Raw genomic sequence first — 22,750 nt, forward strand, 5'->3', positions numbered from 1 at the left:
TTTTATCAGTCGCGCAGAAGCTCGTTGATGCCGGTCTTGGAGCGGGTCTTTTCATCGACGCGCTTGACGATCACGGCGCAATAAAGGCTCGGGCCCGGCTCGCCGTTCGGGAAAGGCTTGCCCGGCATGGTGCCGGCAACGACGACGGAATAGGGCGGGACTTCGCCATAGGTGATCTCGCCGGTGGCGCGGTCGACGATCTTGGTCGACTTGCCGATGAAGACGCCCATGCCGAGAACGGCGCCTTCGCGCACGATGCAGCCTTCAACGACTTCCGAGCGGGCGCCGATGAAGCAATTATCCTCGATGATGGTCGGGCCGGCCTGCAGCGGCTCCAGAACGCCGCCAATGCCGACACCGCCGGAGAGGTGCACATTCTTGCCGATCTGCGCGCAGGAACCGACGGTTGCCCAGGTGTCGACCATCGTGCCTTCATCGACGTAAGCACCGAGATTGACGAAAGACGGCATCAGCACGACGTTCTTGGCCACGTAAGCCGAACGGCGCACGACGGCATTCGGCACGGCGCGGAAACCGGCGGCACGGAACTGGTTTTCACCCCAGTTTTCGAACTTCGACGGCACCTTGTCCCACCAGGTGGATTCACCCGGCCCGCCGGTGACAATCTCCATGTCGTTGAGGCGGAAGGAAAGAAGCACGGCCTTTTTCAGCCACTGGTTCACCTTCCAGTTGCCATCCGCCTGCTTTTCAGCCACGCGCGCCTTGCCGCTATCGAGAAGTTGAAGAGATGTGTTCACCGCATCGCGAACCTCGCCCTTCGTCGATACGTTCACGCCATCGCGATTGTCAAAGGCGGTTTCGATGATGGTTTCGAGGGAGGTGAGATCCGTAAGGCTCATGGAAAATTCCTTAAAGTCGCGTGTGGTCGTGGTCACGGCAGGTCCCGCGCCGCTGGAAGGCTTTGGCCATTTGATCTAAGGGAGTGTTGGAAAGGCGTCAATGTGATTTGGGTGATTTGGCGCGTCAGACGAAAGGCATGGAAATGACACGACTGAAAAATGGCAAATTGCGGCGTAAGGATGGGGTATGGGATCCCTTGAAGCGCAGCTCTGCGGACAAGCAGCAGGCCGAGGTCGTTCCGAAAACACCGCAGTCGGATTCCCCGTCTTACCGGCTTGCTTATGTGGACATGGATTTCCTCTGCCGTGAGGAATTGCGTCCCGTCAGGCTTCAGCTGGAACTTCTGAAGACGGAAATGGCGCTCACCGAGCGCGGCATCAAATCCACCGTCGTCATGTTCGGCGGTGCCCGCATTCCCGAACCCGGTGGCGAGGCCTGGGCGGCGCGCAACGAGACGCAGAAGCGTAATCTGGAGCAATCCTCCGTCTATTACGATGAGGCGCGCAAATTTGCCCGGCTGTGCACCGACTACGCCGCTAAATCCGATCATCTCGAATATGTCGTGGTCACCGGCGGCGGCCCCGGTGTCATGGAAGCGGGCAATCGTGGTGCAGCCGATGTGGGCGGCCCGTCGATCGGTCTCAACATCGTTCTGCCGCATGAGCAGGCGCCGAACCCCTATGTCACGCCGGAGCTGAGCTTCAATTTCCACTATTTCGCCATCCGCAAGATGCATTTCCTGATGCGGGCGAAGGCGGTGGTGATCTTCCCCGGCGGTTTCGGTACGCTCGATGAGCTGTTCGAGACGCTGACGCTTATCCAGACCAAGCGCATGGCGCCCATTCCGCTCATCCTGTTCGGCGAGAAGTTCTGGCGCTCGGTGGTCAATTTCGAATTCCTGGCGGATTTCGGCACCATCGCCCCGGAAGATATGGAATTGCTGCATTTCGCCGAAACGGCTGACGATGCATGGGAAATCATCTCGGCCTATTACGAACACTGATTTTTGCTTGGCGCGGCGAAGTAAATTTTAGGGCTTAATTAGCAAAGATACTCTAATTTTGCCTCGTCGCGCTGCAGCGCACTGTCCATGCGGACGGGCCTCCATGACGGAGATTTATCATCCGTTGACGTCAGCCTCCCGGCAGACGATTTGATCGAGGCCAAAATGTTCAATTTCAAAGTGAAGTCGCTTGCGACCAAGCTTATCCTCGTTACCGGCTGTGCCATCACCACGGTCCTTGTCGCATCGAATTCCTTCCTCATTTCCCAGACCAGCGAGCGCGTCCATGCTTTGACCATGGATCAGGCCAATACCGAGGCGCGCGCCATCGCCAACGTCATCGCCGCCGATGTGGGTGAGCTTGGCAGCGCCGCGCGCTCCATGGCCGGTGTCATCGGCCGCGCGCATCAGGCGAAATCGATGGACCGCCCCGGCATCGTCAATATCCTAAAGGCCAATGTCGAGCAGAATACTTTCGCTTTCGGAAGCTGGTTCTGCGAGCAGCTCGGCCTTTTCGACGGCCAGAGCACCGAGATTGCCAACAGGCTCGATCTCGGTACCAATAAAAATGGCGTCTTCGCCCCCTATTGGTCGAAGACCCAGAAGGGTGACATCCAGTTCTCAACTTTCGATAATGACTACGCCGCCGAATGGTGGGCGCTTGCCGCCAAGACGGGCAAGGGCGCCATCACCCAGCCATATCTGGCGCAGGGCACGGAAGTTCCCACCACCATGACCTCGCTTGCCTATCCCGTCATGTCCGACGGCAAGATGATTGGCGTTGCCGGCGTCGATATTTCGCTGGCCTCGCTGTCGCAGAAGCTGCAGGCGTTGCGTCCTTTCGAAACCGGCCGCGTGACGCTCGTGTCGCAGGGCGGCCAGTGGCTGGTGCCGCCGACGCCCGAGCAGAACATGAAGGCCTATGACGGAGACGGCGCCAGCGCCATTCAGGCGGCGCTCGCTTCCGGCAAGCACGGTCTCATCGAAAATCTCGGCCTCGATACCGATGCGCCCTATAACCGCCTCGTCTATCCCTTTGCGGTTCCGGGCCTCAACGCCACCTGGGTCGTACTGGTGGATATTCCGCATCAGGCACTGAACGCGCCGGTGGAAGAGCAGACCTACATGATGATCATCGGTGCGCTCGTCATTCTCGCCGCCGTCATCACCGCACTTTACTTCGCCGTGCGTCACTTCGTCGGCAACCCGCTCGCCTTGCTGGTTTCGGATGTGCGGACGCTGAGCGAAGGCCGTTACGATGAACCGGTGTCCGGGCAGGACCGCCGGGATGAAACGGGGGCTGTTGCCACCGCGCTGGAAGGCTTCCGCGCAAAACTCGCCGGCATTCGTGAAATGGAAGCGGACGCCGCTGTCCAGCGTGGCAATGCGGAAACGGCACGCCAACGGTCGGAATCCGAGCGCACGGAAAACAGCCGCATGCAGCAACACATCGTCAGCGTGCTCGGCTCGGGTCTCAACGCGCTTTCGCAGGGCAACCTCACCTACCGGATCGAGGACGAATTCCCTGGCGACTATGCGAAGCTGCGCAGTGATTTCAACTTGGCGCTAGCAAGCCTCGAGGAAACCGTCTCCACGGTCAATGCGACGGTTGTCACCATCGGCAATGGCACCGGTGAGATCACCCGCGCTGCCAGCGATCTTTCCCACCGCACGGAACAGCAGGCCGCAAGCCTGGAAGAAACCGCCGCAGCCCTCAACCAACTGACCGCACAGGTCAATTCCAGCGCGGAAAATGCCGCGCAGGCGGCCGGTGCCGTCAGTCATGCCTGCGATGACGCCGGCAAGTCGGGTGAGGTGGTGCAGCAGGCCGTCAACTCGATGCAGGGCATCGCGCAATCGTCGGCGGAAATTTCCCGCATCATCGGTGTGATTGATGAGATCGCCTTCCAGACCAATCTTCTGGCGCTGAATGCCGGTGTGGAAGCTGCCCGCGCAGGGGATGCCGGCAAGGGCTTTGCGGTTGTCGCGCAGGAAGTGCGCGAACTGGCGCAACGGTCTGCAACCGCTGCCAAGGAGATCAAGGGACTGATCAACACCTCGGCCACCCAGGTGGGCGAGGGCGTCCAGCTGGTCGGCAAGGCCGGCGAGACGATGAAGAACATCGCTGATCAGGTTTTGCAGATCAACCAGCTGATACGGCAGATTTCCGCTTCCGCCAGCGAACAGGCGGTAGGTCTGAAGGAAATCAATTCTGCCGTTACCCAGATGGATCAGGTCACCCAGCAGAATGCGGCGATGGTAGAAGAAACCACGGCGGCCAGCGTGACGCTGAACGGCGAGGCCGAGACGCTGAAATCGCTCGTCGCCGGTTTTGCCGTGTCCGGTAGTCAACCCAGCCAGCAATTGCGCTCCGCGGCAGCTGCCATGCGTGCACCTTCGGCTCCTGCCGCAGCACCGGCCCGCTCTACGGCATCGCGTCCCCGTCCAAGGACCAGCGGTGCAAACGCACTGGCGCAGGATGACTGGACGGAATTCTGACGGGTTTTCCCGCTTCAAATAAAAAGGGCCGCTGGTATCGCCAGCGGCCCTTTTTTCATTCCTGCGTTCCGGTCAGAGCCGGGCAAAACGTTCCGTCAGCAATTCGAAGAAACCGTCCGCATCCACGTTGCGCATCACGCGGGCATTGGCGGGGCGTTCGGTCACGCGCCACCAGTCAACCACCGTCATGCCCATGGTCAGTTCGGACGTGGCCTCGATTTCAACGTTACACTCGCGACCCTGAAACAGCTCAGGTTTGATGAGATAGGCAATGACGGATGGATCGTGCAGCGGGCCGCCGTCCGAACCGTATTTCTCGATGTCGAAGCGCTCGAAGAACTCCAGCATTTCCGCCATGGCGATGGCCGGGCGTGTGCCGATGTCGCGAATGCGGCTGACCCGCGCCTTGGTGGTCAGAAGCTTATGGGTGACGTCGAGCGGCATCATGACAACAGGAATGCCGGCACGGAAGACGATATCGGCAGCCTGCGGATCGACATAGATGTTGAACTCGGCCGCCGGCGTGATATTGCCGCCCTCGAAGAAGCCGCCGCCCATCATCACCAATTCCTGGATGCGGTCGGCAATCTCGGGCGCTTTAAGCAGTGCCAGCGCCACATTGGTGAGCGCCCCGAGCGTGCAGAGCGTCACCGTGCCGGCGGGTTCCCGCATCAGCGTTTCGATGATGAAATCGACCGCATGCTGCTTTTGGGCCTCCATCGTCGGTTCATCGAGAACAGGGCCGTCGAGACCGGTGCTGCCGTGAACATGCTCGGCGGTAATGGGCTTGCGCACCAGCGGCTTCTCTGCGCCCTCATAGACGGGAATATCGGTGCGGCCGCACAATTCGCAGATGATGCGAATATTGCGGCTGGTCAGTTTCAGCGGGACGTTGCCTGCGACGGCGCACAATCCGAGAATGTCGATTTCATCAGGGCTTGCGAAAGCGAGCATGATTGCCGCCGCGTCGTCCTGGCCCGGATCGGTGTCGATGATGATTTTTCTGCGTTCTGCCATGTCTTGCCCGCCGTTGAGGTGAGCGCTTTTTTCGAGCGACGGATGCTCACTTGTCAAGCGCATTCCTCGGCGTCCCCTTCGCGCCGTTCTCCCGTCTTGCGCATCGCGGCCTGGCTTCCCATATTGTTTGAGCCGGTTCGCTTGACCGGCAAGGTTGCCGGAAGCGGGACCGCGAAACGTCGCTTGGTTGCAAGGACAGAAAAGATATGAGCCGCATGACGCCATTCACCCACCCGCTTCTGCTGGGCTTTGATGCCATGGAAAAAACGCTGGAGCGCATGGCGAAGGCCAATGACGGCTATCCCCCCTATAACATCGAACGGCTGCCCGGGGTCGAAGACGTGCCGGAGCGCCTGCGCATCACCATCGCTGTTGCCGGGTTTTCTCAGGACGATCTGGATGTGACGACGGCCGACAACCAGCTTGTCATTCGCGGTCGCCAGCAGGAACAGGAAAAGCGGGACTTCCTCTATAGGGGCATTGCGGCGCGCCAGTTCCAGCGGGTCTTCGTGCTTGCCGATGGCATGCAGGTCAGGGAAGCGCGCATGCGCAACGGCCTTCTTTCCATCGATCTGGTGCGGCCTGAAATTTCGAACGTGGTAAAGAAAATTAATATTTCCGTCTCAGAGTAGAACGTGAACGCCGGAATCGGACATGAATCGCTCGGCGTGAAGAAGGAGGCTGAAATATGCTTTTAAAAGAAGCGCATGCGCGTCTCACCCGATCCCAGCTCGCCCATATCGGCGAAGGAGAAGTGGGATATATCCGCAAAATCCGTGCGGAAGACGTAAGCCGCTGTTTCCCGGAAGCACCTGATCTCGATCCGCAACTGGATCTATGGGCGCTGTTTGGTGCGGATGGCACGCCGATCCTCCTGACCGACAACCGTTCAAGTACCTTTTTCAAGGCTGCCGAAGACGATCTCAAGACCGTCAGCCTGCACTAGAGCATTTCCCGTAAAAGTGCGTAGCGGTTTTACGTCTGTAAAACGCGTGCAAACAAATAGATAGAGAATTTACGGGAAAAGTGAATCCCTGTTTTCCGTCTGGAGATGCGAAGAAAAAGCCCGCTTTTGAGCGGGCTTTTTCCTTGATGGATTTAAAGGAACGGGCGGTCCGGCATATCGTCGATCGAGATGACGCCGTCCTTGTTCTTGTCCAGCCGCTCGAACATTTTCTCGCCGGCTGCGGTGAATTCGGCCTTGCTGACCTGACCGTTCTCGTCGGTATCGGCCCAGCGGAGCATGCCGAGGCCCGCACCCTTGCCGCCATGCTTGCCCCAGCCCTGATGACCGGAACGGCCGCCATGCTCGCGTTCGGCATGTCTTTCGGCGCGCTTGCCCTCCGGGCCTTTGCCGTCTTCGGCTTTGGCGTCCTCACGCTCGGGGCGCGGATTGGCGGCGCGGAAAGCTTCCATTTTCGCCTGACGATATTCGCGCATTTCCTTCGGCGTGATCGAACCGTCCTTATCCTTGTCGATCTCGGTGAAAAGCGCGTCCTGTCGTGCGGCGAATTCTTCCTTCGAAATCTTGCCGTCCTTGTTGGTATCGGCAACCTTCAGGAGGTGAATGAAGGCAGCTTCCTGGCGGATCGGCATGCGATCCTTATGGCCTTTGCCGGGTGCGGCGAAACTTGCCGTTGCGGCCGTGCTGAGCACAAGGGCTGCGCCAAGAGCAGAGAGGGCGATTTTTCGTGTGGTCATCGTCATTACCTTTCTTTGGTGTCCCTGAAGAAAAGATAGTGACCTCTATCGAGCCTCACCACTTAAACATCGGTAAGGTGGATGAAGCTTCGGTAATGTTGGGGCGTAACTCGGCTATGGCGCTCAGCCGGCAACGGTTTTCGTCAGGAAGCCGGTCAGATTGTCGGTGATGTAGTCGATATGCGCATCGGTCTCGACGGGAATTTCCCAGCGCTCCATGATGACACCCTCGAGATTGGAGGGAACGAGCAGCACGGTTTTCATGCCAAGCGCCTTGGGGGCTGCAAGATTGCGCGGCAGGTCTTCGAACATGGCTGCTTTTTTTGTGTCGAGTTTCGCAAGCGCTGCGAATTTCTCATAGGTTGCGCTGGCCGGCTTCGGCAGGTAACCGGCAGCGACGATATCGAAGATATCCTCGAACTGATCGAGAATGCCAAGCGCGCCGGCGGCCGCCTGCGCATGCTTGACGCTGCCATTGGTCAGAATGAATTTACGGCCCGGCAGCGCCTTGATCGCCTCACCGAGTTCCGGATGGGGTTTCAGCGCCGAATAATCGATGGCATGGGCGCGCTCCAGAAACTCGTCCGGGCTGATGCCGTAATTGATCATCAGCCCCTGAAGCGTTGTGCCATGGTCATGGTAATAACGCTTCTGCAGCACACGAGCCTCTTCCGGGTCGAGCTTTAAAAGCTCCGCAACATAGGCCGTCATGTTGCGGTCGATCTGGGAAAACAGATTGACGTGATGCGGATACAGTGTGTTGTCGAGATCGAAGACCCATTCGCTCACATGGGCGAAATCGGCGGCATCGGGCAGGTTTTTCGGCTTTGTGTCCATGGCCTGCTTTATGCCCGTTTCGAATGCCGAAGAAAATCGAAAAGACGACGATTGGCAATAAAATCGGGCTTGGCTGGGGCCTGCAGCGCATGATACCGCCAAACCATGGAACTCTGGATAGGCATAACCTTTGCTAGCGCGTTCTTGCAGAATCTGCGCTCGACCCTGCAAAAGCACCTCAAGGGCATGATGGGCACCACGGGCGCAACCTTCGTGCGCTTCGTGTTCGGCATGCCCTTTGCTCTTGCCTATCTCGCCTTTCTGCATTTCGGGCTGGGCCGGCCGCTGCCGGTGCCGAACATGTCTTTTGCCGTATGGGCGACGGTCGGGGCCATGGCGCAGATCGCCGCCACCTTCCTCCTGGTCCACCTGTTTTCCTTCCGCAACTTCGCGGTCGGCACGGCCTATTCCCGCACCGAACCCGCGCAGGCGGCGCTGTTTGCGCTCATTTTCATCGGTGAAAGTGTCAATGGCGGCACATTGGCGGCCATTGCGGTTTCGGTCGCCGGCGTCATGCTGATTTCGGTGGCGCGCACGGAAGTCACACCTGCCTCCATTCTCACTTCCATCTTCAGCCGGACAGCCGGTATAGGTCTCGCCTCTGGTGCGTTCTTCGGCCTGTCGTCGGTTGCCTATCGGTCGGCATCGCTGGCGCTCGCGCCCAGCCTGCCAACGCCGGATGCGGTGGTGCAGGCGGGCTACACCCTCGTCATCGTCATCGTGATGCAGACAGTATCGATGTTCCTGTGGATCGTCTGGCGGCAGAGGGATGAGTTGCGGCGCATCGCAAAGGCGTGGAAACCGTCGCTTGCGGTCGGTTTCGTCGGTGCTACGGCCTCATTTGGCTGGTTTACGGCGATGACCTTGCAGCAGGCCGCCGTGGTCAAGGCGCTGGCACAGGTGGAGATGCTGTTTGCCTTCGCCTCGACCGTGCTCTTCTTCAAGGAGAAGATCAACAGGCTCGAACTTTCCGGCTGCCTGTTAATTGTCGTCGGGGTCTTGTCGCTTCTGGTGTTCGGCTGAAACGTCGTCTGTGGCGGACAGGCTGGCCGTCCGCCACATTAAATCGCATCAGGGCACGATCAGCGTGCCGGCGCCTTCCGTGAAGATTTCCAGAAGCACGGAATGCGGGGTCTTGCCGTTGAGGATCACAACACCCTGTACTCCAGCCTTTATGGCCTCGATGCACGTCTCGACCTTCGGGATCATGCCGCCGGAAATCGTGCCATCCTTGATGAGCGCGCGTGCCTGGGAAACCGTCAGTTCCTTGATGAGTTCCTTGTTGCGATCAAGAACGCCCGGCACGTCGGTCAGGAACAGCAGGCGTGTGGCGTTCAGCGCGCCGGCAATGGCGCCGGCAAAGGTGTCGGCGTTGATGTTGTAGGTTGCGCCATCGCGGCCGGGAGCGACGGGGGCGATGACCGGGATCATCTCGGACTTGGCGAGCAGGTCGAGCAATGTGCGGTCGACTTCCACGACTTCACCGACGAAACCGAGATCGAGAACACGTTCGATATTGCTGTCGGGATCGATGACGGTCTTCTTCGCCTTTTCGGCGAAGACCATGTTGCCGTCCTTGCCGCAAAGACCGATCGCCCATTCGCCCGTCTGGTTGATGAGTGCGACGATTTCCTTGTTGATCGAACCGGCCAGAACCATTTCGACGATCTCGACCGTCTTGGCGTCGGTGACACGAAGGCCGCCCTCGAATTTCGATTCGATGCCCATCTTCGTCAGCATTGCGCCGATCTGCGGGCCGCCGCCATGGACGACGATGGGGTTGATGCCGGACTGCTTCAACAGGGCGATATCTTCCGCGAAAGCCTTGCCGAGTGTTGAATCCCCCATGGCGTGACCACCATATTTTACGACGATGGTCTTGTTCTCATATTTCTGCATGAAGGGCAGAGCCTGTGCAAGCAGCCGCGCCTGAGTTTCGCTTTCGGAAGAAGTCATGGAAAAACCTCGGTCTGTGGTTGCGGCCCAAAAGAGCCTTTCATCGCTCTACAGCATCGGTGCAGAAATCGGAATCGATTTTTGCAGTGCAGGATGCATGGATCGGCCATGCCGGCACGTTTGCAGGGACAGGCGGATGTCTGCTTTTGACGAATGAAATAACCTCCGGGCCTTATTGTGTCGATGCCTGGTAAAATTCCGCTTTTGGGCGGCGCAAAGCGCGTAATAAGATTGACATAAAGCACCAATCGGACCAGCCTTGTTTGCGGCAGGGGAGGGGTTATTCAGCAGGGCGACAGGGATGTGTCGCGCATCGCGAAACGATGCTGCCTGGACGACCGAGGAGTTTGAAGACCTATGACGGCACCGGATCGAGACAAGCAAAGCGGTTTGCGGGACGAAGTGCTCGCTGGCGAATATGTGCTGGGTGCCCTGCCGCCGGAAAGCATGGCGGAGCTTGCCAAACGCGTCAAACGCGACCGCCAGTTTGCTGCCATGGTCAGGCGCTGGCGGGATAATCTGGCTGAAACCGAATATCGGGAAAACGCGACCGTCGCTGCATTGCTTGAAAGGGATCCAACCCGGTCAGGCCTGCCTTTCAAAAGTCAGCCTCTGCGCAATGGCAGCATGTTCGCCGCCATGCTTCTGGAGGTCTGGCATTCGGTGCGTTTCTGGCGGCTTCTGGCATTGACGGCGATGCTGTGGACCGCCGTTCTGCTTTTTACCATCGCCTGAGGATAAGGGCCACGCCTCTTAAAGCGAGACAGTTCTGACGATCTCGGCGCGCAGGCTGTTCAGCCCGAAGGATTTTTCCGACGAGGTGGCGAGAACTTCCGGATAGGCCGCAGGACGCTTGCGGATTTTCTCCAGCGTTTCACCGATCAGTCGGGGAACACCGACGTCCTTGATCTTGTCCGTCTTCGTCAGCACGACCTGATAGGAAACAGCCGCCTTGTCGAGCAGGCTCAGAACCTCTTCATCGTTCTTCTTAATGCCATGACGGGAATCGATCAGCACGTAAACGCGCTTCAGTGTCGCGCGGCCACGCAGATAATCGAAGACGAGCTTCGTCCAGGCGTCGACATGGTCCTTTGGTGCCTGCGCATAACCGTAACCGGGCATGTCAACCAGCGCCATCGGCGGCAGGTCACCCGGCTCGCCGGAATAACCTTCCGGAACGAAATAGTTCAGTTCCTGCGTGCGGCCGGGCGTGTTGGAAGTGCGGGCAAGTCCCTTGTGGCCCACCAACGCATTGATGAGCGAGGACTTGCCGACATTCGAACGTCCAGCAAAAGCAATCTCCGGCGGGCCTTCGGGCGGCAGGAATTTCATCGCGGGAACGCCGCGAATGAATATCCAGGGTCGCCCGAAAAGGGGCTTTTCGGTTGCCGGGCCGGTGTCACTCATTTCGATTGCACCGGCTTTCGCTTGAACAGCCCTTTGAGATTATCGAACAGTTCGATCTTGGCACCGTGACGCTTCATGATGAGGGCCTGCTGCGAGATCGACAGGGTGTTGTTCCACGCCCAGTAGATGACCAGACCAGCCGGGAAGGAAGCCAGCATGAAGGTGAAGATCAGCGGCATCCAGGTGAAGATCATCGCCTGTGTCGGATCGGGCGGTGTCGGGTTCATGCGCATCTGCAGGAACATGGTGATGCCCATGATCAACGGCCAGACGCCGATCATCAGGAAGTGCGGCACGTCGTAGGGCAGAAGGCCGAACAGGTTGAACAGCGACGTCGGATCGGGCGCGGAAAGGTCGTGGATCCAGCCGAAGAACGGTGCATGCCGCATTTCGATGGTGACGTAGATGACCTTGTAGAGCGCAAAGAAGACGGGAATCTGCAGCAGCATCGGCCAGCAGCCGGCCACCGGATTGATCTTCTCTTCCTTGTAGAGCTGCATCATCGCCTGCTGCATGGCCATGCGGTCATCGCCGTGCTTGGCCTTCAACTCTTCCATCTTCGGCTGTACGCGCTTCATGTTCGCCATGGAAGCATACTGCTTGCTGGCGAGCGGGAAGAAGAGCGCCTTGACCACGATGGTGGTGAGCAGAATCGCCACGCCGAAATTGCCGAAATAACGGAAGAAGAAATCCATCATTTTGAACATCGGCTTGGTGATGAAGTAGAACCAGCCCCAGTCGATCAGCAGGTCGAACTTCGGAATGGAATATTCGGTCTCATAACGGTCGACCAGCGGCACTTCCTTGGCGCCGGCGAAGACGAGGCTCTTCAGCTCAATGGACTGGCCGGGTTCGACCGTTATCGTGTCGCTCTTGAAATCGGCCTGATAGCTCGGCTGATTGCCCGTGATATGCGAATAGCGGGTTTCAAACGGCGTTGTCTGCGGCGGGACGATGGCCGCAGCCCAGTATTTGTCGGTGATGCCGAGCCAGCCGCCGGTCGCCTTGGCAACCGTTACCGGCGCCTCTTCAACGTCCTTGTATTTCTCTTCCGTCAGGCTGCCGTCTTTGCCGGAGACACCGAGAAAGCCCTCATGGATAACGAAGACGGGCGGGATCGCCGGCTTGTTGTTGCGCGTCACGCGGCCGTAGGTGGCGAAGGAAATAGCCGTCTGGCCGGGGTTCTCGACCTTGTCTGCGACCGAGATCATGTAATGCGGGTCGATCGACACCGTACGGGAGAAAACGACGCCCTTTTCGTTGGTATAGGTGAGCGTGACGGGTGTGGTTTCCGTCAGCTTGTCGCCGCTCGCAAGCGTCCAGACCGTGGTCGGGCCGGGAACGCCGCCGACTTCGGCAGCGCCAACATAACCAAGCTCGGTGAAGTAACCGTCCTTGGTGTCGGAGGGCGAAAACAGCGTGATGATCGGGCTCGAGTCATCGACGGTCTCATGGTAGCCCTTGAGCCGGATGTCATCGAAGCGGGCGCCGGTCAGGTTGATCGAACCGGCAATGGCGTTGGTATCGATGGCGACGCGTTGGGTCTTGGCGATCGCTTCTTCCCGGGTCGCCGTGGCGGCGGCCTGCGTGGAGGATGCGGGCGGCGCGCCTTCTACGGTTGCACCGGGCGCGGCACCGGGTGCCGGCTGTTGCTGCGTCGTCTGCTGCTGCGCCTGGCGGGCCTCTTCGGCGCGGCGCTGCTGCTCGATGCGCGGATTCATGTAAAGGAATTGCCAGGCGAGGACGATGACAACCGAAAGGGCTATCGCGATGAAGTAATTGCGGTTCTTTTCCATCATTCTTTCCTGGAGCGGGTCTCCTGGGACCGTTTCGGTTTCGCCGTTCCTTCAATGCGCTCGGTAAGGAGAGACTGAAGTTTCGGGAAGGCCGTACTAAGCACGTCCCTGCGGGCGACAATCACATAGTCATGACCGGGCTTCATTGCGACCCCGGCAGAAAGCCTGACGGCTTCCTTGAGACGGCGGCGCATGCGATTTCGCTCGACCGCGTTGCCTTGTTTTTTTGTTACGGTAAAACCGACCCGTGGTTCGGTTTCCGGGGTCTTCCGATCAAGCACTTCCAGAAGAAAGGTGCCTCCCCGTCGTTTTTCCCCTGCCTGAACGGCAAGAAACTCCGACCGGTTTTTAAGCCGGCCGGGGTGTTTTTTAGTCTCGCTCATGTGCCCGCGACTTTCATCGGGCCACACGCTCGGCAATTAAGCCGACAGACGTGCGCGGCCGCGCGCACGGCGGGCTGCGAGAACCTTGCGGCCGCCAGCAGTAGCCATGCGGGCACGGAAACCATGACGACGCTTGCGAACAAGCTTGGACGGTTGGTAGGTACGCTTCGACATTTATTTAATACCGCGGTGTGCGGCCCTTCTTGAATTTGCAATTATTTGCAAGAGCGTTTCGTTTTTTGCACGGCTAACCCCGCCTGGGCGAGCTTTCAATGGCCGAGCGTGCGCGGCTTATAAGGGCATAGGCCGAACAAAGTCAATTGCCGAAGGGGTTTTCGCGGTTCACCTTTTGCGGAAAACGCACCGCCATCTCCTTCGCCGACTGTCGATACAGATTGATTCCAACGCGCAATCGATAAAATCCGAAATTCTTTCTTAACGCAGCATTGATAAATGTTGTGATGCGAAAAGTTATGCCAGCTTCCTGTTTTTCATCGTGCGGCTGGCTTGTGTTGGGGGAACGAAATTGAGAATTCGCGGTCGTATCAATCTTCTTGTCGGGCTGATGAGCCTCGTGGCCTGTACCATCGGTGGACTGTCCATCTATGCGGTCAGCGAATTCCGGGTGCGTACGGTCGCATATGAAAAGGCCGCGGAGCGCGCCTATAAGGGCGAGGCGCTCAACCGGCTGGTCACCGCGGTCGTGATGGAGGCGCGTGGCGTATATGCCGCCCCCGATATAACAAAGGCCGCACCCTTCGCGGATGGCATCGTCAAGAACCTCGACGCCATGGAAAAGCTGATCGGCACATGGACCCCTCTCGTTCCGGCGGAACAGAAGGCGGCCTTTGATAACCTCTCCAGCCGCTTCAAGGAATTCAAGGCGTTCCGCCTGGAAACCGCGCGGCTTGCCCGCGAGGCCAGCCCACAGGCGGCCAATCTGCAGGGCAACAACGATGCGAACCGGGCCAACCGGAAAGCCTATCAGGCGGATATCGATGCCGTCGTCCAGAATGACATTGCCGAACTTGAGGCCGTCGAAGCCGGCATCGATGGTTTTGTAACGACGACATTCTGGCTGGTCATCATCGTCACCGGCAGCGGCATATTGGCCGGCGCGGCCTTCGGTCTTTATATCGGTACGCGACAGCTGAGTGCGCCCATCCGCAGTGTTTCGGAAGTGATGAACGCCGTGGCGGACGGAAATCTGGACGCGGATGTGCCCTATCTTGGCCGTAACGATGAAATCGGTGAAATGGCCGCAGCCGTTGAAGTCTTCAAGAAGAACGGCCTCGAAATGCGCCGCATGAACGCGCAGGAAACTGCCATGCGCGCCAAGAGCGACGATCTTCAGGCCGGCATGGCCATCGTCGTCGATGCGGCTGCGGGAGGCGATTTCAGCCGCCGCATCAACAAGGATTACGGCGACGAAAACCTCAACCGTTTCGCTGCAACGATCAACGCGCTGCTCACCGGCGTCGACAATGGCGTCTCCGAGACCAGCCGTGTCATCGAAGGTCTGGCGCGCGGTGACCTGACGGAGAAGATGGACGGTGAGTTCCGCGGCGTGTTTGCCGAACTTCAGGCCAACGTCAACGAGACGCTATCCAAGTTGCGCGAAACGATGCACGAGGTGCGTAGCAGCACGGAAGGCATCAGCGGCAACGCAAACGAGTTGCGCTCTGCGGCCGACGACCTGTCGAAGCGGACGGAACAGCAGGCCGCAGCGCTGGAAGAGACCTCCGCCGCTCTGGACGAGATTACTGCCGTTGTTCGCAATTCCACCGATCGTGCGCAGGAAGCCAGCACCATGGTGGCCGAGACCAAGCAGAAGACGGAAGAATCCGCCAATGTCGTGCGCGATGCCGTCTCCGCCATGGATCGCATCGAGCACGCTTCCCGTGAAATCAGCCAGATCATCAACGTCATTGACGAGATCGCTTTCCAGACCAACCTTCTGGCGCTGAATGCGGGCGTCGAAGCCGCCCGCGCCGGCGAGGCGGGCAAGGGCTTCGCCGTTGTCGCCCAGGAAGTGCGCGAACTGGCGCAGCGTTCTGCAACCGCCGCAAAGGACATCAAGGCGCTGATCACCAAATCCGGCCAGGAAGTGGGACGCGGTGTATCGCTGGTGCAGAAAACCGGCAGCGCCTTGAACGAGATCGAGACCCGTGTTCTCGCGATCAATGACCACATCCATTCGATTGCCACGGCGGCACGGGAACAGTCCACCGGCCTGCACGAGGTCAATACGGCGATCAACCAGATGGACCAAGTGACGCAGCGCAATGCCGCCATGGTGGAAGAAACTTCGGCCGCAACCCACAAGCTCAGCAATGAAGCGGGACATCTCGTGACCCTGGTGTCGCGCTTCAAGGTCGGCGCTGAGGATGCTCCGCTCCGCACCCGGATCGAGCAGCCGATGCGGCCTGTGGCGGTATCCGGCAGAGCGGCAGCTGTAGCCTCTCCGGCCCGCAAATTGATGAACAGCGTCAGCCGCGCCCTCAATGCGCAGCCGGCCGCCGCTCCGGCGCATGGCGACTGGCAGGAATTCTGAGAACGCCGGTCTGCGGTTTCCCGTAAGACCCGCTACAGTTAGAACGCCGCTTTCGGGCGGCGTTTGTTTTTTGCGACGATGAAAACGTTTATTTTGCAGTGCATTGGAAAAATGTCAGTTAGGTCCTATTATCATGCGTGCATATAAACCGAGCCGTTCAACCGAAGCGGCGGCGCGCATAGGATCAGGGCCAGGTGTTATCTAAAGGCGTAGACAGCTTGGACCGCACGGAGGACAATCCGGTGCACTGCATGCCGGGGTTGACCGCTGGTCTTTCGGGGCGGCTGCTGTTGCTCACGGTCATTTTCGTGATGATCGCCGAAGTGCTGATCTTTGTGCCCTCCGTCGCCAATATGCGTCTTTCATGGCTGCGGGACCGCCTGAACACGGCGGCTGCCGCCGGCGCTGTGATCGACGGCCTGCAGGCCGAATTGCCACGAAGCGTGCAGAACGACACGCTGATGGCAACCGGGGCAAAGCTGATTGCGCTGCGCAAGGACGGCACGTCGCGCCTGCTGGCGGTGGCGGAAACGCCGCCCGGGGTGGACGAGCAATATGATCTTTCCGATGTTTCGCAGCTGGCAGCGGTTCGCGATGCGTTTTCCACATTGCTGTTCGGCGGCAACCGCGTCATCCGCGTTTTCGATGTCGTCGGCGACAGTGACACTATCATCGAGCTGGTGCTCGGCGAATACAAGCTGCGGGCCGCCATGCTCGCCTATGCCCGCAATGTGTTCCTGATCTCCATCGTCCTGTCACTCGTCACCGCCGGCCTCATCTTTATCTCCATCAACCGCATCATGATCCGGCCCATACGCCGGCTGACGCTCGGCATGCAGCATTTCTCCGAAGATCCGGGCAATCCGGAGCGTATCTTCGTGCCGGAAGAAGGCACCGACGAACTGTCGGTTGCTGGCCGTCACCTCGCCGACATGCAGACGGAACTGCAGAAAACGCTCAGGCAACAGAAGAACCTGGTCGATCTCGGCCTTGCTGTTTCCAAGATCAACCACGACATGCGCAATATCCTCTCATCCGCGCAGCTCATGTCTGACCGTCTTGTGGATGCCAAGGACCCGATGGTCCGCAGTTTCGCTCCGAAACTGCTGCGCACCATTGATCGCGCCGTGGCCTATACGGGTGAAGTTCTGGCCTATGGGCAGGCAACCGAGGGTGCGCCGAAACGCAAGACGGTTCATTTGAGCCTTCTGGTTCGGGATGTACGCGATATTCTGGCGCTCGAGCCGGAGAGCGGCATCGAGTTTCATGACAGCGTGCCCACCGATCTGACTGTCGACGCGGATGCCGAGCAACTGTTCCGGGTGATCCACAATCTCTGTCGCAACGCCGTTCAGGCCCTGCAATCGGATGCGACAAATGCCGCGCCGCGACATCTGTCCATTGCTGCTCAAAGGGCCGGCAGCGTCGTCAGCATCGTCATCGACGACAACGGACCGGGAATGCCACGTAAAGCAAAAGAGAACCTGTTCTCCGCTTTCCGTGGGTCGGCCCGCTCCGGCGGCACCGGCCTCGGTCTCGTCATTGCCCGCGAATTGGTGCTTGCCCATGGCGGCACCATAGCGCTTGTCGAGAAGCCCGGCCCGGGCACGCAGTTCCGCATCGAGATCGCTGACCGCGCTGCCACTGTGCAGGCGGCCAGAACCGCCTGAAGATCTCCTCAGTCAACGACCCTCAGCCATCGGCGCGCCAGCTGGAAAAAGGGCAGTGTGCGCCGCTGCAAAAACGGTCCCTATGGAATTTCGTTTGTAATCAATGGGATAAATGAATTGCTGCGGAAAAATGACAATTTCGAAACGAAATCGCTTGCAATCGGAATGAGGACGTTTTAGAGGATCGCCACGCCACCGGAAACGACCGGAACGGCACGCACCCGTAGCTCAGCTGGATAGAGCACCAGACTACGAATCTGGGGGTCAGGAGTTCGAATCTCTTCGGGTGCGCCATTTCTCTTCCCATAAAACTGTCGACAAGACATAAGCCAATCGTTGCTGTGGCGCGGCCTTATCCGCATAGTTTGGCCCGCATGCGCTCCCCATCCTGTATCGGCGACGAGGCTCCGTGAGCCCAACAAATTCCGAATCACTCGCGAAGTCTTTGGCCCACCAATGGCCCAGAGTAAAAGTCTTGTGGGAAGCGAACGCAGTTTGCGGGTTCGATCTCGATAAAATACGACTGCGTCGCCTCTGCGATCGAGGCCCGGCATGGCAGCGACGAGATTTCAGCCAAAATTCGGGTGCTTGTGATTCTCACCCTAGCTTTAGGAACTGCACACTCCGAGGCGGTTTTAAGCCGAAAAATGCCAGCTTTGCGTATTTGGGAATAAACCCCTAAATATTAGTGGTTTTGGTGAAAGCCTGTACTACAAGGCTTGGCGGCGAGCCGGATTTGCCGGGCTTTTTGATGTCACCGAACTTTCCGCAAACCTTCGTCATATTGTCATACAATATAAGCATATGCGCTTCAGAAAAGGAGCGCAGAATGACGCCACAATCACTTGAGCTTTCAGGAATCGGCAAAGGCTTCGGGGCTGACGATGTTCTGAAAGAGATCGATCTCTCCATCCGTCCCGGAGAGTTTTTGTCCCTCGTCGGCATGTCTGGCTGCGGCAAGTCCACGCTGCTGCGCATCATTGCCGGGCTGGAAACGCCGGATCGCGGTTCGGTGTCGATCGGCGGGCAGGACGTGACGGAGATCGATCCGAGCGACCGCAATCTGGCGATGGTGTTTCAGTCCTACGCGCTTTACCCCCATATGAATGTCCGCCAGAACATCGCGACGCCGCTGCGCATGCGGCGTCTGCCGTTTGCCGCCCGCCTGCCGCTGATCGGACGCATGATGGCGCCGGCCGAAACGTTGCGCGAGATCGACACCGCCGTCGAACAGGCGGCCGAGACCCTGCAGATCGCGCATCTGCTGGACCGCAAGCCGGCGCAGCTTTCCGGTGGCCAGCGCCAGCGTGTTGCGCTCGCCCGGGCGCTGGTGCGCTCGCCTGCCGCATTCCTGATGGACGAGCCGCTTTCCAACCTCGATGCCAAGCTTCGCGCCCATATGCGCGAGGAGCTTGCCGGGCTGCATCGGCGGCTGGGTGCAACCTTCATCTACGTCACCCACGATCAGATCGAAGCCATGACCATGTCCGACCGCATCGCGTTGATGTCGGAAGGCCGCATCGAGCAGCTCGGTACGCCGGATGAGCTTTACCGAAAGCCTGCAACGCTGACCGTCGCGCGCTTCATCGGCACGCCTTCCATCAACCTGCTGCCGGTCGAAATCGATACACTCGGCAAGATCAGCGCTTTCGGTCGTGATCTGGGCATCGACACCGCAGCTCGCGACGCCGGTCCGGCCACCCTCGGCCTGCGCGCCGAAGATCTGCGTCCGGGCGCCGAAGGTTTTGCCGTGCGCGTGGTCCGCAGCGAAACCCACGGGGCGGATCGCTTCGTCAGCTGCCGTCTTCTCAGCGACGAGACGGTTGCGATCACCCTGCGTCAGGGTGCGGGCGAAGCACTGGAGGCTGATGCGCATGGCGTGCTGAACCTCGGTTTTGCTCCGGAACGCGCTCATCTTTTTGCCGCCGATGGCCTGCGCCGCAAGACGACGGTGCGTGAGCGGGTGCCGGCATGACGGTTGTAGATGCTTCCACGATTGTGCGTGCCAAATCCCGTCCACGCCTCTCGAAGGCGGACCGGCGGATGATCTGGCGCGGCCTGATGTTCGCCGCCCCGGCAAGCCTGCTGCTTCTGGCCATCTATATTGTTCCGATGCTGGTTCTCGCCGGTTTTTCCGTCACGGATTACCAGCTCGGCGCTCTCTCCACGCGTTTCGTCGGCCTCGGCAACTTCGCCAAGGCGTTTCAGGATCCGGTGTTCCTGCGCGCGCTGGCAAACACGGCCATCTACGCGGTCATCGTCATCCCCTTCGGTGTGTTTCTGGCGCTTGGCGTGGCCCTGCTCGTTTATAATCGCAAGCGGAGCCGCGCCTTCTGGGAAGTCGCCTATTTTCTGCCCGTCACTGCAACGCTCGTCGCCATGGCGACCGTGTGGCAATTCCTGCTGCACCCCTCGCTCGGCCCGGTGAATGCCGCAATCAAATGGCTGGGTTTCGAACCGGTCGCTTTCCTTTCCAATCCCGTCCTTCTCATTCCCACCATGGCGCTGATCGGCATCTGGCAGGTTCTGGGCTTCAACATGGTGCTGTTCCTTGCCGGCCTTACCGCCATTTCGAAGGATCTGCATGAGGCAGCGCGGCTGGACGGTGCAAAGAACCCCATAGACCGGTTCCTGACGGTGACATGGCCGATGCTTGGGCCGACGACCATGTTCGTGGTGGTCACCACCTCCATCTCGGCCTTCAAGGTATTCGAGACGGTCGCCGTGCTGACCAAGGGCCGCTTCGGTTCGGAAACCCTGCTGTTTGATCTTTATCTTGAGGGTTTCGAATATTCCAACACCGGTTATGCGGCGGCGCTGACCATTATCTTCCTCGCGATCGTGCTGGTCCTGTCGATAGGCCAGACGCTGCATATGGACCGGAAGGTGCATTACTGATGGCCGCTCTCCGCAAATATTTCCCGCATCTGGTGCTGGCGCTCGGCGCATTCGTGATGCTCTTGCCGTTCTACTGGATGATGCTGACGTCGATCCGCTCACCGGCGGAAATATTCAACGTCTCGCTCTGGCCGATTCCCGAAAAATTCGACGCGGTGGAAAACTATGCCCGGGCGGCGGGGCAGGTACCGATGGCGCGCTTCATGCTGAATGGCGTCATCGTCTGCGTCGGCATCCTTATTGTTCAGGTGCTGACCTCGGTTCCGGCGGCCTATGCGCTGGCGAAGCTCCGGTTTCCGGGCCGCAAGCTGCTCCTGGGCCTCGTCATCGCCGCACTCTGCGTTCCCATCCAGGCGCTGGCGCTGCCGCTTTTCGTCGGGCTGGCGAAAACGCAGCTCCTCAACACCTATTTCGCGATGATGATGCCGTTCTTCCTCTCGGTCTTCGCCATCTTCCTGTTCAACCAGTCCTTCCGCAGCTACCCGGATGAAATCATCGAGGCGGCACGCATGGATGGTTTTTCGGAAATGGAAATTTGCTGGGGGCTCGTCCTGCGTGGCTCGCTGCCTTCGCTCGCCGCTTTTTCGGTCTTCTCGCTCGTTGCCCACTGGAACGACCTTTATTGGCCGATGATCGTGGTCTCCGACACCAATCTCGCCCCGCCGCCGCTTGGCATGATGTTCTTCGCCGATGTTGAATCCGGCGCGAACTACGGCGCGCTGATGGCGGGCGCCACACTGATTACCGCGCCGATGGTGCTGTGCTTCCTCCTCGCACGCCGCCATTTCATCGCCGGTATTACCATGACCGGCGTCAAGTGACGCCGTTCACACTCCTCCTCCTCCCAACCTCTCTGGAGACTGATATGAAACTCAACCGACGCGCTTTGGTGAGCGGTCTGGCCCTCGGCATGGCTTTTGCAGGCCTTGCACAGCCGGCTCTGGCCAATGAAATCACGCTGAACGTTCTCTACAACCTGCCGGGCTTCACCAAGTTCCATCAGCCGCTGGCCGATGAATTCATGAAGAAGAACCCGGATGTGAAGATCAACTTCCTCGCCCCGGCCGCAGGCTACAATGAAGGCCAGCAGCAAGTTCTGCGCTCTGCCGTCACGGGCAACCTGCCTGATGTTTATTTCTCGGGTTACAACCTGACGGCGGAACTGGTTCACACGCTCGCACCGCGCAACCAGATCACCGATCTCGGCCCGTTCATCCAGGCTGAAGGCGGTCAGGCGTTCCTCGACAAGAACTACAGCCCGAAGATGGCCGCTCTCGGCCAGATCGACGGCAAGCAATACGGCCTGCCGGTCAACGCTTCCTCGCCGATTATCTACATCAACGCCGACCTCGTCACCAAGGCTGGCGGCGACCCGGACAAGATGCCGACCACCTTCCCGGAGCTTATCGCTCTCGCCAAGAAGATCAAGGCTCTCGATGCCAAGTTTGCCGGCATGAGCTACGACATCAACGGCTGGCCGGATGACTGGTTGTGGCAGGCGCTGGTGTTCGAACAGGGTGGCAAGCTCGTTGACGAAAAGACCAAGACCGTTGCCTTCGACAATGAGATCGGCCTCAACGCCCTGAAGATGGCTCGCCAGTTCGTTACCGAAGGTGGTCAGAACCTGCTCGACTGGGATCAGTCCCGCCAGCAGTTCGGTGCAGGCCTCACCGGCTTCATCTTCTCGACCCCGGCCCACGTTCAGACGATCCAGGGCCTGGTTGGCGACCGCTTCAAGCTGAAGACGGCAACCTTCCCGCTCGACAACAAGGAAAAGGGCGGCGTGCCGACCGGCGGCAACTCTGCCGTTATCCTGACGCAGGAAAAAGCCAAGCAGGACGCTGCCTGGAAATATCTGAAGTGGATCACCGGTCCGGAAGCGCAGAACACCATCGTTCGCATCACCGGCTACCTGCCGACCAACAAGCTGGCAACCGGCCCGGACTTCCTCGCTCCTTATTATGTCGAGAACCCGAATGTGAAGACCGCTTCGCTTCAGGCTGACCGTTCGCTGCCATGGGCCGGTTATCCGGGTGGTGATTCCGTCCGCATCTGGCGCACCCAGCGCGACATCATCGGCACCGTCATGCGCGGTGAAGTGACGCCGGAAGCCGGTCTCAAGCAGGTTGTCGAGCAGACCAACGCCCTGCTGAAATAAGCAAAACCAT

General features: G+C 59.2%; 21 protein-coding genes and 1 tRNA gene. 13 read left to right on the plus strand and 9 right to left on the minus strand.

Translation table 11 applies throughout. From position 1 onward, the window contains the following. Positions 1-5: 5 nt before the first annotated feature. On the minus strand, positions 6-860 hold the full coding sequence (dapD, locus tag QSV77_RS00235; RefSeq protein WP_046799357.1) for a 2,3,4,5-tetrahydropyridine-2,6-dicarboxylate N-succinyltransferase: 855 nt from the start codon (positions 858-860) through the stop codon (positions 6-8). Positions 861-1,003: 143 nt separating this feature from the next. Here dapD and QSV77_RS00240 point away from each other — a divergent pair, with 143 nt between their 5' ends. Beyond that, positions 1,004-1,864, plus strand: a complete 861-nt coding sequence (locus QSV77_RS00240) for an LOG family protein (RefSeq protein WP_142840940.1) — start codon at positions 1,004-1,006, stop codon at positions 1,862-1,864. Between the two features lie 165 nt (positions 1,865-2,029). Further along, a complete protein-coding gene (locus tag QSV77_RS00245; protein ID WP_302732029.1) occupies positions 2,030-4,363 on the plus strand; it encodes a methyl-accepting chemotaxis protein in 2,334 nt (777 codons plus the stop codon). Positions 4,364-4,435: 72 nt separating this feature from the next. Here the strand turns inward: QSV77_RS00245 and QSV77_RS00250 are convergent, their stop codons facing one another. Then, positions 4,436-5,380: a nucleoside hydrolase gene (locus tag QSV77_RS00250; protein WP_271361430.1), complete on the minus strand. Its 945-nt coding sequence runs from the start codon at positions 5,378-5,380 to the stop codon at positions 4,436-4,438. Positions 5,381-5,586: 206 nt separating this feature from the next. Between QSV77_RS00250 and QSV77_RS00255 the strand changes: the two genes are divergently transcribed. Both QSV77_RS00255 and QSV77_RS00260 read left to right on the plus strand, forming a co-directional pair. Continuing rightward, positions 5,587-6,012 carry an Hsp20 family protein gene (locus QSV77_RS00255; protein WP_065114737.1) on the plus strand — a complete coding sequence of 142 codons (426 nt, stop codon included), beginning with the start codon at positions 5,587-5,589 and terminating at the stop codon, positions 6,010-6,012. A 56-nt stretch (positions 6,013-6,068) separates the two neighbouring features. After that, positions 6,069-6,326 carry a DUF1150 family protein gene (locus QSV77_RS00260; protein WP_003493591.1) on the plus strand — a complete coding sequence of 86 codons (258 nt, stop codon included), beginning with the start codon at positions 6,069-6,071 and terminating at the stop codon, positions 6,324-6,326. Positions 6,327-6,478: 152 nt separating this feature from the next. Here QSV77_RS00260 and QSV77_RS00265 read toward each other — a convergent pair whose 3' ends face one another. Both QSV77_RS00265 and QSV77_RS00270 read right to left on the minus strand, forming a co-directional pair. Continuing rightward, entirely contained in the window at positions 6,479-7,087 is a 609-nt protein-coding gene (locus tag QSV77_RS00265) for an EF-hand domain-containing protein (protein ID WP_142840942.1), read from the minus strand. Between the two features lie 117 nt (positions 7,088-7,204). Then, positions 7,205-7,918, minus strand: coding sequence for a pyrimidine 5'-nucleotidase (locus QSV77_RS00270; protein WP_302732073.1), 714 nt, complete (start codon positions 7,916-7,918; stop codon positions 7,205-7,207). A gap of 144 nt (positions 7,919-8,062) precedes the next feature. On the opposite strand from QSV77_RS00270, the gene QSV77_RS00275 reads away from it, so the two are divergent. After that, a complete protein-coding gene (locus tag QSV77_RS00275) occupies positions 8,063-8,941 on the plus strand; it encodes a DMT family transporter (protein ID WP_302732075.1) in 879 nt (292 codons plus the stop codon). A 48-nt stretch (positions 8,942-8,989) separates the two neighbouring features. Here QSV77_RS00275 and argB read toward each other — a convergent pair whose 3' ends face one another. After that, positions 8,990-9,874, minus strand: coding sequence for an acetylglutamate kinase (gene argB / locus QSV77_RS00280; protein WP_052820274.1), 885 nt, complete (start codon positions 9,872-9,874; stop codon positions 8,990-8,992). A gap of 357 nt (positions 9,875-10,231) precedes the next feature. Between argB and QSV77_RS00285 the strand changes: the two genes are divergently transcribed. Beyond that, positions 10,232-10,609 (plus strand): hypothetical protein, encoded by a 378-nt coding sequence (locus tag QSV77_RS00285; RefSeq protein WP_271360618.1) that lies wholly within the window; start codon positions 10,232-10,234, stop codon positions 10,607-10,609. Between the two features lie 18 nt (positions 10,610-10,627). Here the strand turns inward: QSV77_RS00285 and yihA are convergent, their stop codons facing one another. Genes yihA through rpmH form a run of 4 tightly spaced genes read right to left on the minus strand, consistent with a single transcriptional unit; the run spans position 10,628 to position 13,634 of the window. Then, on the minus strand, positions 10,628-11,281 hold the full coding sequence (gene yihA, locus QSV77_RS00290) for a ribosome biogenesis GTP-binding protein YihA/YsxC (RefSeq protein WP_302732078.1): 654 nt from the start codon (positions 11,279-11,281) through the stop codon (positions 10,628-10,630). Then, positions 11,278-13,077 (minus strand): membrane protein insertase YidC, encoded by a 1,800-nt coding sequence (yidC, locus tag QSV77_RS00295; protein ID WP_142840947.1) that lies wholly within the window; start codon positions 13,075-13,077, stop codon positions 11,278-11,280. Before yidC ends, yihA begins: the two co-directional genes overlap by 4 nt. After that, positions 13,077-13,460, minus strand: coding sequence for a ribonuclease P protein component (gene rnpA / locus QSV77_RS00300; RefSeq protein WP_046799366.1), 384 nt, complete (start codon positions 13,458-13,460; stop codon positions 13,077-13,079). The genes yidC and rnpA overlap by 1 nt, the downstream gene beginning before the upstream one ends. A gap of 36 nt (positions 13,461-13,496) precedes the next feature. Then, complete coding sequence (gene rpmH / locus QSV77_RS00305) at positions 13,497-13,634, minus strand: 50S ribosomal protein L34 (RefSeq protein ID WP_003493611.1); 138 nt, start codon at positions 13,632-13,634, stop codon at positions 13,497-13,499. 352 nt (positions 13,635-13,986) lie between these two features. Between rpmH and QSV77_RS00310 the strand changes: the two genes are divergently transcribed. From QSV77_RS00310 to QSV77_RS00340, 7 genes are all read left to right on the plus strand, one after another. Continuing rightward, entirely contained in the window at positions 13,987-16,014 is a 2,028-nt protein-coding gene (locus QSV77_RS00310; RefSeq protein ID WP_302732140.1) for a methyl-accepting chemotaxis protein, read from the plus strand. Positions 16,015-16,265: 251 nt separating this feature from the next. Further along, positions 16,266-17,684 (plus strand): HAMP domain-containing sensor histidine kinase, encoded by a 1,419-nt coding sequence (locus tag QSV77_RS00315; protein ID WP_271361431.1) that lies wholly within the window; start codon positions 16,266-16,268, stop codon positions 17,682-17,684. A gap of 217 nt (positions 17,685-17,901) precedes the next feature. Next, a tRNA-Arg gene (locus tag QSV77_RS00320) sits at positions 17,902-17,978 on the plus strand. 535 nt (positions 17,979-18,513) lie between these two features. After that, entirely contained in the window at positions 18,514-19,659 is a 1,146-nt protein-coding gene (locus QSV77_RS00325; protein WP_302732144.1) for an ABC transporter ATP-binding protein, read from the plus strand. Continuing rightward, entirely contained in the window at positions 19,656-20,582 is a 927-nt protein-coding gene (locus QSV77_RS00330; RefSeq protein WP_269700114.1) for a carbohydrate ABC transporter permease, read from the plus strand. The genes QSV77_RS00325 and QSV77_RS00330 overlap by 4 nt, the downstream gene beginning before the upstream one ends. Beyond that, positions 20,582-21,403 (plus strand): carbohydrate ABC transporter permease, encoded by an 822-nt coding sequence (locus QSV77_RS00335; protein ID WP_142840961.1) that lies wholly within the window; start codon positions 20,582-20,584, stop codon positions 21,401-21,403. Before QSV77_RS00330 ends, QSV77_RS00335 begins: the two co-directional genes overlap by 1 nt. Positions 21,404-21,447: 44 nt before the next feature. After that, positions 21,448-22,740, plus strand: coding sequence for an ABC transporter substrate-binding protein (locus tag QSV77_RS00340; RefSeq protein ID WP_302732149.1), 1,293 nt, complete (start codon positions 21,448-21,450; stop codon positions 22,738-22,740). Positions 22,741-22,750 lie beyond the last annotated feature (10 nt).

The sequence above is a fragment of the Agrobacterium sp. V1 genome, assembly GCF_030518355.1.
Taxonomy (GTDB): Bacteria; Pseudomonadota; Alphaproteobacteria; order Rhizobiales; family Rhizobiaceae; genus Agrobacterium; species Agrobacterium cucumeris.